The sequence below is a fragment of the Pontixanthobacter sp. genome (assembly GCF_049682855.1).
Taxonomy (GTDB): Bacteria; Pseudomonadota; Alphaproteobacteria; order Sphingomonadales; family Sphingomonadaceae; genus Pontixanthobacter.
In genome coordinates, this window is record NZ_JBAUIK010000012.1 from 1 (window position 1) to 15,704 (window position 15,704).

Consider the following 15,704-nt stretch of genomic DNA (forward strand, 5'->3'; position numbering starts at 1 on the left):
GCATTAAGCCGTTGGATATATTTGGAAATGCCCCTAACCCTTCGTCCAAATCCTCTCGAAATGTATCTAGCTTCGTTCGAAGTTCAAAGGTAGGATTTCCCGAAATTAGATAGCGCCCCCCTCTCAAATGAACCTTATCCCTATATTTTACTACTCTCCGAGAGCGACGAAAAAACTCTGGAGCAAATCGATCAAATTCTGCTTCGCCAAGACATATACTGCCGTCCATTGAATAGAGGCGACGATCAAAATACCGTATTTTATCTTCAGAATACCGACGATACATTTCTTGCCAAATTTTCAGATTTCTGCGCCGACATTGCTGCCGAATGGCTTCAAAATTCAGGTGGGCGCTATCATTCGGTAAGGTAGACTTATCTAGGGAATATTTTGGCTGCATTGTATATCGCAGGGTTCATCTCCAAAATCATATGGCTTTTCTTGCAGTTCAGAAGTGCAGGAATGTAGAAGCAAGTTTGATATGATTGCTTTCCAATTTTTAAATCATCACTTGAGCTACTAGAATAAGCCCGATTACCGCTACCGCTAGGTGTATCGACACCCAAAGCCATCTAAGCCGTAGCTGAGACATATTTGGGTGCCGGACACCGTTTCTCTCGTCGCCAGACCTTTTCAAATCCAATAAAGACGCAATCGTAAGCTGGCTGTCCAGGGCGTTTCGGTACGCACGAGCACGCGCAGCGTGCAAACTGGCCCGCTCTGTAAACTTTGCTGTCATAGTAGCAGAAAAGAGACCGAGTATTACGGCTAATATCAACAATGGTAAATCAGATGTGAGAACTTTCTGATCCCAGCCAACAATTGCAAAAAGGCCACCACCTATCCCCACTGTCGCACCTAGCAAAGACATCCGCTGTGCTTCGTGATGCCTAGCGTGCGCGCAATTGTCTTGATACATATTCCATAAGTATTTGCACTCTTCCACTACCCCCACTTATTTATCCTTTTACAAATCTTGAAATCGCGGACTTCATAAACCTAAATTTTGAAACTCTTATAACTAACTATGCGCTATCGGCTGTCTCAATCTAACGTCAATCGACAAGCAGAACTTAGCCACAATGAATTCAACCTCAACTAGAGACCACATAATTTATCATTTCGGTTTTTTAGACCCTCAAACTACGGGTGAGTCTTGCCTTCAAGAGGCAAACAAACGCCCGGTAAAAACCATTTTCCTACTCCGCAGTTTTTTGCTTTAGCCCCTCAAACGGCGGGCGGGATGCATCCGCATTCCTTGGCTTCGCCGCATAAGCGGCGGCGGCCGGTCGGCCTTGCGGTCGGCTCGTCGCCGACCGTTTCAGTGCTATCTTTCTGCCTAGCGCCAAGCATTTGGTGCGAGATACACGGCTTGGAATGGATCGGTTCACGACCAGTGAACCGCAAGGGCGACCGCCCGCCGCGACTAATGTCGCGTAGCCAAGCCTGCGGATGCAGGCGCCCGGCGCCTGAGGTTAAAACAAACAAACGCCCGGTAAAAACCGTTTTCCTACTCCGCAGTTTTTTGTTTTAGACCCTCAAACGGCGGGCGAAGCGCATCCGCGCTTCTTGCCTTCCTCGCATAAGCTCGGGCGCGCGGTCGGCCTTGCGGTTCACTGGTCGTGAACCGAGCATTCCAAGCCATTGAGGTTGTTCTTTGTCTGATCCATCCCGCACCGCTCCGGCTTCTCCCCTACCGCTTGCGGGAGGGGCCGGGGGTGGGCCAGCTACATCTGAAACCGATGCGCCCAGTACGGAAGAAAAGAGCCCACCCCTAACCCCTCCCGCAAGCGGTAGGGGAACCAAAAATAGCGCCCCTCCCGTAAACGGGAGTGGGACCGAAGGAACCGCCCCCACCCCGACCCGCGCTATCGCTCGGCAAGCCACATCCTCCGCCGCACATACTTCCCCGCCGCCGGAGGATGATGATCCGCTTTTACAATTCTCCCCCTACCTCCACACTGCGCCGCGCCGCAATTCCATCACGCCTGATCTCCAGCGGCGGTTCGTCTCTACTCTCACCGCGACCGGCATCGTGACACAAGCGGCCAAGCGGATCGGGAAATCTTTGGAGGCGCTCTATAAACTGCGCCACCGGCCCGGTGCGGAGGGCTTTGCGGCGGCGTGGGATGCGGCTTTGGATCGCGGCGTCCAGCGTCTGGAGGATTGCGCGATGGAGCGCAGCATTACCGGCACCCGCACGCCCATTGTCAGCGGCGGCGAAATTCTTGGGCATTGGGACAAGCCCGATAACAATCTGCTGCGTTTCCTGCTGCGCCAGCGGATGCCGCAGCGTTACGGCCCCAATGCGCCCGGCCAGCAGGGGGAAAGCGACGATGCGGTGCGCCGCGCGGCCCAGGCGGAAGCGATGGCGGCGGCGCGCGCCTATATCAACTCCAAAATGCGTATGCAGGTCGGCGAGCTGACCCATCTGCTCGACCATATGGTGGAGAACAAGATTTGCGGGCAGCCCTATATCACCGGGATAGACCTGACAAAAACCATCCGGGAAAATGCGGAAATCCTGCGCGCGAAAGCGGTGAACGCGCCCACACCGCAGCGCACGCCAGCGCAGCAGGCGCTGCGTAACCGGATTGACGGCGTTATTTCTCAGCCAGATGCGCGACCAGCGCCTTGACCTTTTTCTGGCGCCATTGCGGCGGCGGGGCGACCAGCCAGTAAGCGCGGCGGCCCTCCTCCGGGCCCTCCAGAATGTTTAGCCGGCCCGCACCAACCGCTTCGCTGACCAGCAGATAAGGCAGCACGGCCTTACCCATTCCCGCCATAGCCGAGCTGAGCGCCTGGCCGGCATTGCCGACCTCCACGGTTGCGTCAGCCCCATCGGGCAGCGGCGCACCGGGCCAGTCGATCCATTCATCCGGCGCGCCATCGGTGGATACGACCACGCGTTTGGCCGGGGCCAGTTCAATGCCCTGCAGCTCGCCCGGCCCGTCAATCAGCCGGATCGCCACATCCAGATTGGCCTCGGTAAAATCGGCGCGTTCATCTTCTACCAGATGATACCGGATCCCCGGGTGAAGCGCGCGGAAGGCCGACAGGCGCGGCGCCAGCCACTGCGCATAAAATTCGCGCGGCGCAGCGATCGTGTAATTGTCGCTCGCCTGTCCGGCCTGCATGGCCTGAACGCTTTCTTCAAACCGCAGGAAACCTTCGCGCAGTGCATCCAGACCGGCGCAGCCTTCCGGCGTCAGTTCCAAACCCTTGCTGGTGCGGCGGAACAGGACCGTGCCCAGATGATCCTCCAGCGCGCGGATTTGCTGGCCAACGGCGGCGGGGGTAACCGCCAGTTCGTCTGCCGCACGGGTGAAGCTGAGATGCCGCGCCGCCGCGTCATATACACGCAGCGCGTTGAGCGGCAGATGGGTGCGTTTCATCGCGGAGCCTGCGGCCTATTGCGCCGTGGCCGGGGCAGAGAGCGGAAAATACGGAATGCGGACTTCCACCGGGGAGCCATCCGTATGAGTGAAGGTGTAAAACCCCTCCATCGATCCGCTGGGCGTGGTGAGCGGGCATCCCGACACATAGTCATGCGTTTGACCGGGCGACAGAACAGGTGTTTCGCCAACCACCCCGTCACCATCAATATGGTTGACCATACCGCGCGCATCGGTGATCCGCCAATGCCGCGTTTGCAGCTTGACCGTGTCGTCCGAATTGTTCTCTATCCGTATGTGATAGACCCAGAACCATTTTCCTGCTTCGGGCTGGGATTGCTCGGGCAAGAAATTGACTGCCACGCGAACGGCAATGTCATGGGTAATGGCGGCGTGCTGGAACAATTCTTTCATATCGGGATGCAGAATAGCGGTCTAATCCGGAGCAGGCAAATGCCCAGCCACATTTTTCAGCGGCATGGATCACCAAGCAGCACCGCCCATCCCCATATCATCAGCATAGCGTTGAATTGACCTGCACGACTGTGCAGCCGCAGAGCAGCTATATTCTGTGATAGGTAATCGTATTGCCGCGGATCATCGCAGCGGCACCTTTCAGGTAGCGGCGGCCAGTGATGGGGACGGCATCGTCTTCATCGAAACCTGCATCCTCATCTTCAAATTCGGCATCTTCATTATCAAAGCCCGCATCTTCTGCGTCAAAATTCACGGCGTTAACGCTGCGTTCGCCGCGCGCGGCCAGTTCTGCACAGGCCATGCCCCCCGCATTGTTAAGACCGTCCCGGTCCTGATGGTCTATGCCTGCCAACCGCCGAAAGGACGACAATACAGGGCTGTCATCATGTAAGGTATCCAGCTTCATCTCAAACTCCTGAATGATAAGTACTGAAGTGGGCGGCCCGAAAAACATTGCATTTTTCAGGCCGCCCGCACTTCCTGACAATCATGCTGAAGGAACGGCTAGGAGTTCCAACCTTCAATCTGATCGCATGCCATTCACGGGAACGGCGCGCATTCGAAACAGGGAAGAACCGCAGCATCGTCAAGTAACCAGCTCTATCGATGCAAATTGCAGGGTGTCCCGAATGCCCAGTATCAATGGGGGGTTTTTCGTGCCAAAAACAGTTTGACACCGTGAATGTAACGTATTCGCCTGAGATGTAACGTAACAGTATATTTATCTTTGTTTTTCTATATGTTGAAGTTGAGGACGCAGAAAGGTTAATTTTTTTTAACACCGTCACATGGGTCACATCCGGTATGTCATTTGAAAAACGCATCGATAGTGAGACATTTGCAGCCAGCCTGGCCGCCGAAGTGCGCAGAATATTGGCCGATCCATCGTTTGAAAGATCGCCTGTGCAATCGAAACTGCTGGAGTTTCTTGCAGAAAAGACCGCGTCGGGCGAATCGGCGATATCGCAATATTCGGTGGCGGTCGACGGATTGGGCCGATCGGCTGATTATGATCTGACCAGCGACAGCTATCCGCGCGTGCAAGTGTCAAGGCTGCGCACGAATCTTGCCGCATATTATTCGCGTCACAGGGCCGCCAATGGCTTGTGCGTATATATCAAGGCGGGTGAATACCGGCTCCGGCTGGCCAAACAGGCCATAGCATATCCAGGCACCGAAGGGGGTATGGCGCTTTCCGGCGAACGGGCAGACCCGGTACCTGCGGCAATTATGCATGAAGGGAGACAGGCGCCTGAACCAGCGCGCCCGGCGCGCCCGGCGCGCACCAAACGCGTCACCCCATCCATCCTTGCCGGGGCGCTGGCCCTATCTGCTGTGGCTGCCGCATTGCTGCTGTGGCAGTTTCTCATTCCGCAACCAACCACGATGGTTGATGAAGGCGCGCCGATCATATCACTGGCAGTGACGAGCGAGGGCGTTTTTGACACCGACGAGCCATTGCAGCAGCTTTCCGCCAAAATCGAACGCATGGCGCAAACCCGTCTGTCGCAATCCTTCGTGTCCAATAGCGCGCCAAGCAGCGAAGATCAGCGCCGCGATGAAGATTATAGCCTGGTTATCGATATGGGCGTGGATATGGACACGCCCAATGTCAAAATCACTCTGTTTTCTGACGATTACAGTGTCCTGTTTTCAAAAACCGTAGCGGCCCGAGGCGATACGGATGACGTTCTCCAGCAGATATCGTCAAATCTGGTCTATATAATATCCCCCACCGGCATCGTCGCGCAGGAGGAAGCCCGCGCAATAGGTAAGCGGCCCGAAACACCGTATCAGTGCTTTATCAGTATCGAAGTCGATAGGGGGCTTGGTGCGGAAACCGAAGCCAAGGTGGATAACTGCCTCCAGCGGTTCCCCGATAATAGGTACCGGGCCTTTTGGTATGCGCGAAAAGCATTCGCCGGGTATCAGAAGCGTGTCGGTACAAACCAGCTGATCACAGCAAGCGGGGCGGAATGGGACTTCGTCGAACGCGCATTGATGCAGGATCCGCATAATGCCTTCGCCAATTTCGTTGCGGCAAAGGTGAGCCTGGCTGAAAACCAGTGCGAATCCGCGCGCATTTACACCCAGCGCGCGCTGGAAAAGGGCATCAGCTACCCGGCCATGCTCGCCAATGCAGAAGCGGAAGGGAGCGGCTGCAGTGGAGAGGGGGATTTGCAGAAAGTGGTCAGCGCGCTGGTGGCCAATAATCCTGCGCCGGATCCCATCCTCCAGCTTTATCTCGTGTTTGCCTCGCTGTCGATCGATCGCAAAGATCTGGCGCTGACCGCGTCAAACCGGCCTGTCATCCAGCAGAGCGAAGGGGCTATTGAGGCTGCCTCGCTACAGCTGAGAAATGCGGTCAATGATCCTGTGTTCTATGCCAGTAACAAATCAGACGTCGACCGGACCATCCAGCTGTTTATATGGAATACAGAAGCCCGCCGAAAGATACGGCGTTCGCTGGGATAACCACTATCCAATCAATGCGGAGCAAGGCCCGTTTCCAGTCCGGTGCGGTCTTCCAATGCAAATCTGTCAAACAGATCTGCACTGGCTTTATTGAGGCCGACAATCCGCGTGTGGCGGCCATTGCGGCGCATCCGGTCAACCACCTTGTCGAGCGCCTCAATCGCGGAAATATCCCAGAAATGCGCGCCCGACACATCGATCACGACATGATGCGCAGCATCCGCATATTCGCTCTCCGGCCCGATCTCGCGCAGCAGACGGTCCACGCTGGCAAAGAAAATCTGCCCGGTCACTTTATACACCGCGCTATGTTCGCGCCGGATGCGGTCGATATTGAACATCGTGCGCACTTTACCGGCGAAAAATATGCCCGACAGCAATACGCCGACCAGCACGCCCAGCGCCAGATCATGCGTCCACACGACCACGATCACCGTGGCCACCATCACCACCGATGATGTCGGCGGGTGACGGCGCAGATTGGCAATCGAGTTCCAGCTAAACGTGCCGATGCTGACCATAATCATCACCGCGACCAGCGCCGGCATCGGCACACTGCCGACATAGGGGCCGAGCACGGTCAGCAGGAACAGCAAAAACGCACCGGCGGTAAAGGTGGACAGCCGCCCGCGCCCGCCCGATGCCACATTGATCACCGATTGGCCGATCATCGCACAGCCGCCCATCCCGCCAAAGAATGCCGCGACGATATTGGCAATGCCCTGCCCGCCGCTCTCGCGCTGCTTGTCACTGTCAGAATGCGTCATATCATCGACGATCTGCGCGGTCAGCAGGCTTTCGAGCAAACCAACCGCCGCCATCGTCAGTGAAAATGGCAGGATGATCATGAATGTTTCCCATGTGAACGGCACATTCGGGATTGCGAATACCGGCAGGCCATCGGGCAGCTTACCCTCGCCCGCGACATTGTTGACCGGGATGTTCCAGAAAACCACCGCCGCTGTTAGCAGCACAATGGCGACCAGCGGACTTGGTACGGCCTTGGTAATACGCGGAAAGCCGTAAATAATGGCCAGCCCGGCAGCGACCATCGCGTAGGTTTCCCACCCGACACCGGTCAATTGCGGAATTTGCGCCATGAAGATCAGGATCGCGAGCGCATTGACGAATCCGGTAATCACGCTGCGGCTGACAAATTGCATCAACAGATCGAGCCGCAGGATCGCTGCGATTCCCTGGATGATGCCCATCAGGATCGTGGCAGCAAACAGATAGTCCACGCCGTAATCGCGGACCAGCGGAATGACCACCACGGCCACGGCAGCCGTCGCGGCGGAGATCATGCCCGGCCGCCCGCCGACCAGCGCGATCACCATTGCAATCGCGACCGACGCATACAGGCCAACACTGGGATCCACCCCCGCAATCAGCGAAAAACCGATCGCTTCGGGTATCAGCGCCAGCGACACCACGATCCCGGCCAGAATATCGGCACGGATATTGCCTAACCAGTCTTGCTTCAGATTTTGCAGTCGGGTCGCGCGCGCCGGGGCGGCGCTGGCGGTGGCAGCGGTCATAGATCGGTCCTGTGGATGCGCACCGGAAGGCCCCTCTGGCTTCGGGCATGTCGCTTCGTTCGGTTGTGCATTAGCGGCTTATGTTGCAATGCACAACCGGAGCCGATTATTGCGGCGCAGGCCGCCCGGAATGCATCATCCCGCCAGCATGTCCTCGATCTGGCCAAGCCGTTCCTTGCCGAAGAACATTTCGGTGCCGATATAGAAAGTGGGAATACCAAATGCGCCGCGCGCAACCGCAGCCTCGGTATTGTCCATCAGCGCCTGTTTGACCGCCGGGTCCTGCGTTTGCATCAGCAATTCCGCCGCATCATATCCCGCCGCCATCAGTACCGGACCCACGGCCTCAGGATCGGCCGGATCAATCGCGTCATGCCAGATGGCGGGCAGCATGATGTCGAGAATCTTGAGCCGGTCCGCATTGCCCGCCGCGCATAAAAGCCGCTGCAAAGTCACCGAATTAAACGGGAATTTGGGGTTCATTGTCCAGTCGTTGAAGCCGTGCCTGGCAATGAAACGGTTCATCTCCAGCATGGCATATTCATTCTTCCCCTTCACCTCCGCATCGCGGATGAAGGGAGGCGCATTGCCGGTGTGTTTGTGCATTCCGGCGAGGAATACGGGTGTGATTTCGATGCTGGCCCCCGTCCGCGCGGCAATATCCTTCAGCGGATAATAGGCGAAATAGGCATTGGGGCTGACAAAGTCGAAAATCAGTTCGATGGTTTTGATCATTATTTTCTTCCTAGCCAGCTTACATAATTAGCTCAGTCAGACAGAGGAAACCGGAATGCAATGACAGGTCTAATCGCAAATTCCGAGCTGGCCGAGCGCTGATTTTCTGAACGTGTTACCTTTACACCAAAACTCGTCACTGATTTTGCCGTATTGGGCAGTTTTTCCTTAAGCCAGTCAGATGCATCAATACCGGCGGAGAATTCAATGCCATGCCTGTTGCGTCTAGCTGTTGGAATATCATCATCATAAAAGCGATATTGGTAATCTACGCCTGAAGTCAGCGAGAGCCCGCTGGCAATACCCAGCTTTAAAGCAAACCCTGTATCCAAGTTCCAGCGATCAAAAGTGTCATCGCTCGATTCAACTCGTGAGACACCACTTGCGCCCGAAAACTGCAAATCACCAATTCTGACTTCCGGGGTTGGCAAGTCATACTTGAACTTCGCGCCGAAAGTGTGATCGGTACGGTCACGGGTTTCAAGAAAACTGCCGTAGTTCAGATTTAGCTGGTAGCTCGTGACCAGCGACCAGGGCCCTCTTTCAAAATCATAGGCGAGCGCAGTGTCAAACTTCAAAGATGATTCGCTATCGTCTTCATCGTTCTCAAGATCAGTCGTCCATCCGGCTTTAGCACTTGATGTGAATTTTAAATTTGACGTTACATCTGTGTCGAAATGCAACCCGGTTTCAAATTCAGAGTTGGCATCACTAAAGGTATCTTGGCTATCGTCAGTCGCAAAATCGCCAGCAATTTTCGGTGATAATTTAAGTGTTAGATAGACGTCGCTTTCAAGAACTGAATCGCTCTCTTTGACGGCTGGCGTTTCTTGCGCAGTGACTGATTGAGGAACCCACAATAGCGCCCCGACTGCCACTGCCGTTGGTCTGGTCAAAGATGTAACTGTCGGCATTGTACACTCCCGTTGATGTTAAGAGTAGCCTTGCAGAACAAATTTAGCCTCTGCGTGTGACCTGCATCACAAACCGGCAGCCGCCAGCGCGCGGTCCATATCTTCGATTACATCCTGCACATCTTCCAGACCGACATTGATCCGCAGCATACCCTCGGCCACGCCCATGTCCTGCCGGGCGTCGTCACTCATGCCCGCATGGGTGGTGCTGGCGGGGTGGCACATCAGGCTGAGGGCATCACCGATATTGTTGCTGATATCGATCAGCTGCATCGCGTCGAGGATCGCGTGGGCTTGCGCCCGCCCGCCATCAACGACGAAACTGAAAATCGGCCCGCACGCATCCATCTGTTTTTGCGCCAGATCATAGGAGGGGTGGCTGGGCAATCCGGGGTGCATCATAAAGCCGCCTGCTGCCACAATCCGCTGTTCCATGAATCGGCCGAGCGTCAGCGCATTCTCGCTCTGTTTGTGCGCGCGCAGACTGAGCGTTTCGAGGCCTTTCAGCACCACCCATGCATTGAACGGGGCGAGGTTGGGGCCGGTATTGCGCTGAAACGGCAGCAGCGTATCATTGATAAATGCCTCGCTGCCGCACACCGCACCGGCCAGAACGCGGCCCTGCCCGTCCATCAGCTTGGTCGCGCTATAGGCCACCACATCGGCGCCAAATTCCATCGGGCGTTGCAGTGCAGGGCTGCAAAACGCATTATCGACCACGCTGGTGATCCCGTGCGCGGTGGCCAAAGCGCACACATGCTCCATATCGACAATATCAAGCGTGGGATTGGCCGGGCTTTCAAAGAAAAACACTTTGGTATTGGGGCGGATCGCCGCCTCCCACGCGGCATTGTCGGCGCTGTCGACCACGGTCGTCTCAATCCCGAAACGCGGCAGCAGAGTATCAACCAGCCAGCGGCACGATCCAAACGCAGCGCGAGCCGCAACGCAGTGATCGCCCGCCGACAATTGGCACAGCAACGCCGCCGTCATGGCCGCCATTCCGCTGGCCTGAGCGCGGCACGCATCCGCGCCTTCCATCAAGGCAACCCGTTCCTCCAGCATCGCCACGGTCGGGTTTTGCAGACGCGAATAGGTCATGCCCTGCTCGTCACCGGCAAAACGCGCCGCAACGGTGGCGGCATCATCATAGGTATAGCCGCTGGTGAGGAACAGCGCCTCGCTGGTTTCACCATGCTCGCTGCGCCAGGTGCCGCCGCGCACGGCCTGTGTGGCGGGCCGCCAGCCTCGGGTGATAGAGCGGTCGGTTCCGGTGGTCTTTTTCATGGGGCCGCGATCTATCGTGCGCGCGGGCGCACGGCAAGCAGGCTGTGCCATTGGCGCGCGATGGCGCGGCCATCAGCCATATCGACAGCCACTCTGCCACAGTGTAGCGAGAGCGAGATACGAAACAGGAAAACACCATGCCAACCGATCTGACGATACATCAATTGCTCGCGATTGCGGGCCTGGTGGTGGCTCTGCCGCTGCTTGCCTATCTCGCCGCCGCGCAGAAACTGGCACATAGCGCGGTCATCGCCGCGTCGTTATCCGCCGGATTCGCCGCGTTCACGGCGGTCACGATCTGGTCGGAAGGCATACTGCCGGTCATAGCCAACCACACGGTCAATCTGTGGGGCGTGCAGGTCTGGTACGATTTGCTGATGGCAGTGGTGATCGCGCTGTTCTTTATCGTGCCGCGGGCGCGCAAGGCGGGTATGATGGTGCCGCTATGGGTGATGTTTGTCGGCGCCACGGCGAGCATTGGCTTGTTGGCGATGGTTGCCCGGCTGTTCTGGTTAGAAAGAGCGGGGCAGGAAATCGCGGCGGAGGGGTAGGCGCGGGCGCGCCTCTGTGCATGCGCTTGCCCCCCGTGGAGCGGCATGGGGGTTTTAGCCTGGCCGGCATCAGCAAGAACGGCATGAAACGGGATTTGCGGTAATGGATGTGCGCCCTCTGGCGCGCGGCGTCCGCTGCGACGCTGGAAGATGGCGGTTGCGCATCACGCGGACCCGCTGCGGACCATATCCCCGTCAGACAGATGCAGACGCGCATGATGGCTTGCGCAGGACGCATGGGCGCAGTAGCGGACCTGCGAATGCGACCCTCTGCCCATAATGACAGTGATCCGGTCTGGTGGACCGCCATGCTCACCGCTGCATTCATGGCGCTGGCGGCAATCCGGCTGACAGTGCCGAGCGCGCCCTATTTTGACGAGACGCATTATGTGCCCGCCATGCGTGCATGGCTGGATAATGGCGCATGGCTAAACCGCGAACATCCTATGCTGGGTAAACATCTGATTGCACTGGGGGTGACGCTGTTTGGCGATGGACCTCTGGGCTGGCGAGTTCTGCCCTGGCTGGCCGGGGGTGCAGGGCTGTTTGCGTTCATCCGGGCGCTGTGGTTTGCCAGCCATTCGCGCTTCGCCACGCTGGCATTCGGGGTGCTGCTCGCCAGCGGATTTGCGCTGTTTGTTCACGCGCGCATCGCGATGCTGGATATCTTCATGGCCGCTTTCTTCGCTATCGCATTGTGGCACTGCGCCGCAGCGATCCGTCAGCCCGAAACCGGCCGGTGGCGGCTCGCGATTGCCGGGATAGCAATTGGCCTGTCGATGGCTTCCAAATGGAACGTGGTGTTTCTGGCAATGCTGCCGGGACTGGCTTTTCTGGCCGCGCGGCTCACCGCAGGGCGGCGGCGATGGTTCACCAGCCAGCGCGGCGTACCGGTGCCCGGAATATCTTTGCTGGAGGCTGCATTGTGGCTCGGCGTGGTGCCTCTATTCGCCTATTGGCTGACATATTTGCCCGCATATTTTGCGCCGGAAAAACCGCTTGCCCCGGACGGTTTCATCGCGATGCATGGGCTGGTGATGGACACGCAGGCCTCCATCACGCAGCCGCATCCCTATCAAAGCAACTGGCCCGATTGGGTGCTGAATATCCGCGCGATCTGGTATCTATATGAGCCGGTTGACGGGGCGCAGCGCGGGGTGATGCTGATCGGCAATCCGCTCACCATGCTGATCGGCCTACCCGCCTTGGCCTGGTGTGCGTGGACGGGCGTGATGCGCAGACGGTGGGACGCGCTGGCCGTAGTGATGCTTTACACTGTCAGCCTTGGTATGTGGGTGTTCATCAACAAGCCGATCCAGTTTTATTACCACTATTTCCTGCCCAGCTGCTTCCTGCTGGCGGCGTTGGCCTTGGCGCTCGATGATATCAGGCAAGCGGGATACCGCTGGATCGCTCTGTCTATTCTGGCCGCGAGCGTGGCCATCTTCGCATGGTATTACCCAATCCTCAGCGCCGCACCGCTGGACGGGGATCAGGCGTTTCTGACATGGACATGGCTGGGTAGCTGGCGTTAAGCCTTGCCTTAGCGGTAGCGGCCCCAGACAAACCGGCTGGACACGGCATAATTCCAGACCGCGCCGATGATGATACCCACACAGGCGGCAAGCAGCCAGTAAACCCCGCGTGTTTCAAGCAATGTTGCAGCGGCGACATTGGCGAATGCGCCGATGGAACAGGTGATGCAGAACCCGGCCCAGCCCTTCACCACGGAGGCCGCACCGATCAACCGCTGGTCACGATATGTGAGCCAGTTATTGAGCCAGAAATTGAAACTCATCGCGACCAAAGTGGCTGCGATGCTGGCGTGGAGAAACCCGCTGCCGAGCAGCCGATAGAGCAGCGCCAGCACAGCCACATGCACCGCCACACCAGCCGCGCCAACCGTGCCAAACAGGGCAAAGCGTGTGGGGATGATCCGCCCGAAACTGCGATCATAGAGGCTGGTCAGAAATTCAAATGCGATCACGCGGTCAAGCTTGCTTTCGCCCGTGAGACGCTCGGCAAATTTCAGCGGCAATTCGGCCACTGTCAACCGCTCGCCCGCTGTCAGAATGTCCAGTAGCAATTTGAACCCGATGCCCGATAATTGCGGGGCCAGCGCCCGCACGCGCGCTGTTTCGAGCAGGAAAAACCCGCTCATCGGATCGGTCAGATCGGTGCGGGTCATCCGCCGCGCGATACGGTTGGCCCAGCCTGATGCGATGAGCCGTTGTTCGCTCGCCAAGCCCGCTGCACTGCCGCCGGGTATAAACCGCGATGCCACCGCAACATCTGCCGCGCTGCTGCGCACCTGGTCTAGCATGGCAGGAAGCAATTCGGGATCATGCTGGTGGTCAGCATCCATTACTGCCGCATAGGGCGCCGCAGTCGCGCACATCCCCTCGATCGCGGCGGAGGCCAGCCCTTGCCGCCCGATCCGCTGGATTACGCGAATACGCGGGTCGGTCTGCGCCAGCCGCCTTGCTTCATCCGCAGTACCATCGGCGCTATTGTCATCGACAATGATCGCTTCCCAAGCAGTGTCGCCCATCGCCGCCGCAATCCGCCGGATCAGCGGCGCGAGATTGCCGCGCTCATTCAGGGTTGGCACGATGATGGCAAGATCGGGCGCGCGTCTGGACATGGGTTGGTCAAAGGCGCTCCAGCACGGCGTCGCCGATGGCCATTGTGCCCAGATCACCGCCCAGATCACCGCCGCGAATACCATCCGCGAGCGCCGCAGCCACCGCGTTTTCGATCCGCAGCGCATTGGCGTCATCGCTAAAGGAATGGCGCAGCATCATCGCCGCTGACAGGATTGTCGCCATCGGGTTGGCAATCCCCTGCCCCGCAATATCGGGCGCGCTGCCGTGGATCGGTTCATACAGGCCGAATGTGCCATAGTCCGTGGTCCGCTCGCCCAAAGATGCGCTGGCGAGCAGACCGATTGAGCCGACGCACATGCTGGCCAGATCGGACAGAATATCGCCGAACAGATTGCCGGTCAGAACCACATCGAACTGGCCCGGATCCTTGACCATCTGCATCGCCGCATTATCGACATACATATGGCTGAGCGCGACATCGGGATATTCCGCCGCGACCTCTATCACCACATCACGCCATAGCTGGCTGGTTTCCAGCACATTGGCTTTGTCCACGCTGCACAGTTTGCATCCGCGTGTGCGCGCCGCCTGAAAGCCGGAATGGGCGATGCGGCGCACCTCGCTTTCGGAATAAGACATCATGTCCCACCCCTCGCGCTGGCCATCGGCGGTTTTGCGCATGCCCTTGTCGCCGAAATAGACATCGCCGTTCAGCTCGCGCACGATCAGCATATCGATCGCGGCGGCAAGTTCCGGCTTCAGGCCCGACATATCTTCCAGCCCAGCAAACACCGTCGCGGGGCGCAGATTGGAAAACAGCCCCAATTCGGCCCGCAAACCGAGCACCGCCTGTTCGGGCCGCAAATGCCGCTCCAGAGTGTCGCAGGCCGGATCGCCCACCGCGCCGAACAGAACCGCATCGGCGGCGCGCGCCATATCCAGCGTTTCAGCGGGCAGCGGGTGGCCGTGCCGGTGATAGGATGCGCCGCCCACATCGCCTTCAAACAATGCTAGGCCGGGCAGATCAAGCGCCTCCAGCACGCGCACGGCTTCTCGCGTGACTTCCGGCCCGATACCGTCCCCGGCAAAGACTGCGATTTTCATGAATGACTGGTCCCGATTATTTTGGCGAGCCGCGTGCGCAGCAATATGCGGGCTGACATAACATCGCCATATGTACCGGCAAGCAAGTGTTTCTCTATTGGGGTAAACAACCGGTCGAAAGCCGCCAATGCGGCGTCAAAACCGGCAAATTGCGCCGCTTGGCCCCCGCCATAGCCAAGATCGCGCAGCAACAGCGTTTCATAGGTCACCAACCCGCCCAGCCAGCCGCGCGCTGACGGGGCGCCGCAAATCGCATCCAGCACCGCTTTCAACACGGCATAAAGTTCAGGATAGGCAAACCGTTCGGGCAGCACGCTGGCGCTGAGCGCGGTAACCCAGTTGATCGCAGCGGCAGGCAATGGTTCGCTCAGCCAGGGGCCGCGGCTTTCCACCAGTTCCAACCGCGCAAAGGGTAATTGGCTGTCCGACTTGGCGCGCAGTTCGGCCTCCACCAGATTGCCGGGAATAACCACTGGCCGCATCCGCCGTCCGCGCCCGCCCGCAACATAGCCTGCGAGCATCCCGTGCTCCTCTGTCAGGAAACGTGCAATGACAGCGGTTTCGCCATGCGGCCGCGCGGACAGGAAAATCGCCGACGCGCGCAGGTTCATGGTTGGGGTGG

15 protein-coding genes are annotated in these 15,704 nt (G+C 58.1%); 4 read left to right on the forward strand and 11 right to left on the reverse strand.

The annotated features are described in order from the left end of the window. Positions 1 to 400, reverse strand: a 400-nt coding sequence (locus WA922_RS08275) for a hypothetical protein (protein WP_424771227.1), incomplete at its 3' end; no start/stop codon positions are given. Between the two features lie 1,635 nt (positions 401 to 2,035). Here WA922_RS08275 and WA922_RS08280 point away from each other — a divergent pair. Then, entirely contained in the window at positions 2,036 to 2,638 is a 603-nt protein-coding gene (locus WA922_RS08280) for a hypothetical protein (protein WP_424771228.1), read from the forward strand. Here the strand turns inward: WA922_RS08280 and WA922_RS08285 are convergent. The 3 genes from WA922_RS08285 to WA922_RS08295 all read right to left on the reverse strand — a co-directional run bounded on the left by WA922_RS08285 (position 2,604) and on the right by WA922_RS08295 (position 4,278). Further along, positions 2,604 to 3,395 (reverse strand): LysR family transcriptional regulator, encoded by a 792-nt coding sequence (locus WA922_RS08285; RefSeq protein ID WP_424771229.1) that lies wholly within the window; start codon positions 3,393 to 3,395, stop codon positions 2,604 to 2,606. The two genes, WA922_RS08280 and WA922_RS08285, sit on opposite strands and share 35 nt — an antisense overlap. A 15-nt stretch (positions 3,396 to 3,410) precedes the next feature. Further along, positions 3,411 to 3,809 carry a Co2+/Mg2+ efflux protein ApaG gene (apaG, locus tag WA922_RS08290; protein WP_424771230.1) on the reverse strand — a complete coding sequence of 133 codons (399 nt, stop codon included), beginning with the start codon at positions 3,807 to 3,809 and terminating at the stop codon, positions 3,411 to 3,413. A 148-nt stretch (positions 3,810 to 3,957) separates the two neighbouring features. Then, positions 3,958 to 4,278, reverse strand: a complete 321-nt coding sequence (locus WA922_RS08295; protein WP_424771231.1) for a hypothetical protein — start codon at positions 4,276 to 4,278, stop codon at positions 3,958 to 3,960. Between the two features lie 398 nt (positions 4,279 to 4,676). Between WA922_RS08295 and WA922_RS08300 the strand changes: the two genes are divergently transcribed. Then, complete coding sequence (locus tag WA922_RS08300) at positions 4,677 to 6,347, forward strand: hypothetical protein (RefSeq protein ID WP_424771232.1); 1,671 nt, start codon at positions 4,677 to 4,679, stop codon at positions 6,345 to 6,347. 11 nt (positions 6,348 to 6,358) lie between these two features. On the opposite strand, the gene WA922_RS08305 is transcribed toward WA922_RS08300, so the two are convergent. The 4 genes from WA922_RS08305 to WA922_RS08320 form a co-directional block, all read right to left on the reverse strand. Further along, on the reverse strand, positions 6,359 to 7,885 hold the full coding sequence (locus WA922_RS08305) for a SulP family inorganic anion transporter (RefSeq protein ID WP_424771233.1): 1,527 nt from the start codon (positions 7,883 to 7,885) through the stop codon (positions 6,359 to 6,361). A gap of 135 nt (positions 7,886 to 8,020) precedes the next feature. Next, entirely contained in the window at positions 8,021 to 8,620 is a 600-nt protein-coding gene (locus tag WA922_RS08310; protein WP_424771234.1) for a 2-hydroxychromene-2-carboxylate isomerase, read from the reverse strand. A gap of 32 nt (positions 8,621 to 8,652) precedes the next feature. Continuing rightward, complete coding sequence (locus WA922_RS08315) at positions 8,653 to 9,534, reverse strand: hypothetical protein (RefSeq protein ID WP_424771235.1); 882 nt, start codon at positions 9,532 to 9,534, stop codon at positions 8,653 to 8,655. 66 nt (positions 9,535 to 9,600) lie between these two features. Continuing rightward, a complete protein-coding gene (locus WA922_RS08320) occupies positions 9,601 to 10,821 on the reverse strand; it encodes a trans-sulfuration enzyme family protein (protein ID WP_424771236.1) in 1,221 nt (406 codons plus the stop codon). A 137-nt stretch (positions 10,822 to 10,958) separates the two neighbouring features. On the opposite strand from WA922_RS08320, the gene WA922_RS08325 reads away from it, so the two are divergent. Both WA922_RS08325 and WA922_RS08330 read left to right on the forward strand, forming a co-directional pair. Then, complete coding sequence (locus tag WA922_RS08325; RefSeq protein WP_424771237.1) at positions 10,959 to 11,372, forward strand: hypothetical protein; 414 nt, start codon at positions 10,959 to 10,961, stop codon at positions 11,370 to 11,372. A gap of 236 nt (positions 11,373 to 11,608) precedes the next feature. Next, positions 11,609 to 12,907 (forward strand): phospholipid carrier-dependent glycosyltransferase, encoded by a 1,299-nt coding sequence (locus tag WA922_RS08330; protein ID WP_424771238.1) that lies wholly within the window; start codon positions 11,609 to 11,611, stop codon positions 12,905 to 12,907. An 8-nt stretch (positions 12,908 to 12,915) separates the two neighbouring features. Here the strand turns inward: WA922_RS08330 and WA922_RS08335 are convergent, their stop codons facing one another. From WA922_RS08335 to recO, 3 genes are read right to left on the reverse strand one after another with little or no spacing between them, the layout of a single operon-like run. Continuing rightward, the gene (locus tag WA922_RS08335; protein WP_424771239.1) at positions 12,916 to 14,016 is read right to left on the reverse strand and encodes a glycosyltransferase family 2 protein; all 1,101 of its coding nucleotides are present in this window, start codon (positions 14,014 to 14,016) and stop codon (positions 12,916 to 12,918) included. 7 nt (positions 14,017 to 14,023) lie between these two features. Next, positions 14,024 to 15,082 carry a 3-isopropylmalate dehydrogenase gene (leuB, locus tag WA922_RS08340; protein ID WP_424771240.1) on the reverse strand — a complete coding sequence of 353 codons (1,059 nt, stop codon included), beginning with the start codon at positions 15,080 to 15,082 and terminating at the stop codon, positions 14,024 to 14,026. Beyond that, on the reverse strand, positions 15,079 to 15,693 hold the full coding sequence (gene recO, locus WA922_RS08345; protein WP_424771241.1) for a DNA repair protein RecO: 615 nt from the start codon (positions 15,691 to 15,693) through the stop codon (positions 15,079 to 15,081). The genes leuB and recO overlap by 4 nt, the downstream gene beginning before the upstream one ends. Positions 15,694 to 15,704 lie beyond the last annotated feature (11 nt).

Excerpts from the sequence above, each read along its gene's own strand:
- WA922_RS08285 (WP_424771229.1), bottom strand. The coding sequence starts at position 3,395 with ATGAAACGCACCCATCTGCCGCTCAACGCGCTGCGTGTATATGACGCG.
- apaG (WP_424771230.1), bottom strand. The coding sequence starts at position 3,809 with ATGAAAGAATTGTTCCAGCACGCCGCCATTACCCATGACATTGCCGTT.
- WA922_RS08295 (WP_424771231.1), bottom strand. The coding sequence starts at position 4,278 with ATGAAGCTGGATACCTTACATGATGACAGCCCTGTATTGTCGTCCTTT.
- WA922_RS08300 (WP_424771232.1), top strand. The coding sequence starts at position 4,677 with ATGTCATTTGAAAAACGCATCGATAGTGAGACATTTGCAGCCAGCCTG.
- WA922_RS08305 (WP_424771233.1), bottom strand. The coding sequence starts at position 7,885 with ATGACCGCTGCCACCGCCAGCGCCGCCCCGGCGCGCGCGACCCGACTG.
- WA922_RS08310 (WP_424771234.1), bottom strand. The coding sequence starts at position 8,620 with ATGATCAAAACCATCGAACTGATTTTCGACTTTGTCAGCCCCAATGCC.
- WA922_RS08315 (WP_424771235.1), bottom strand. The coding sequence starts at position 9,534 with ATGCCGACAGTTACATCTTTGACCAGACCAACGGCAGTGGCAGTCGGG.
- WA922_RS08320 (WP_424771236.1), bottom strand. The coding sequence starts at position 10,821 with ATGAAAAAGACCACCGGAACCGACCGCTCTATCACCCGAGGCTGGCGG.
- WA922_RS08325 (WP_424771237.1), top strand. The coding sequence starts at position 10,959 with ATGCCAACCGATCTGACGATACATCAATTGCTCGCGATTGCGGGCCTG.
- WA922_RS08330 (WP_424771238.1), top strand. The coding sequence starts at position 11,609 with ATGGGCGCAGTAGCGGACCTGCGAATGCGACCCTCTGCCCATAATGAC.
- WA922_RS08335 (WP_424771239.1), bottom strand. The coding sequence starts at position 14,016 with ATGTCCAGACGCGCGCCCGATCTTGCCATCATCGTGCCAACCCTGAAT.
- leuB (WP_424771240.1), bottom strand. The coding sequence starts at position 15,082 with ATGAAAATCGCAGTCTTTGCCGGGGACGGTATCGGGCCGGAAGTCACG.
- recO (WP_424771241.1), bottom strand. The coding sequence starts at position 15,693 with ATGAACCTGCGCGCGTCGGCGATTTTCCTGTCCGCGCGGCCGCATGGC.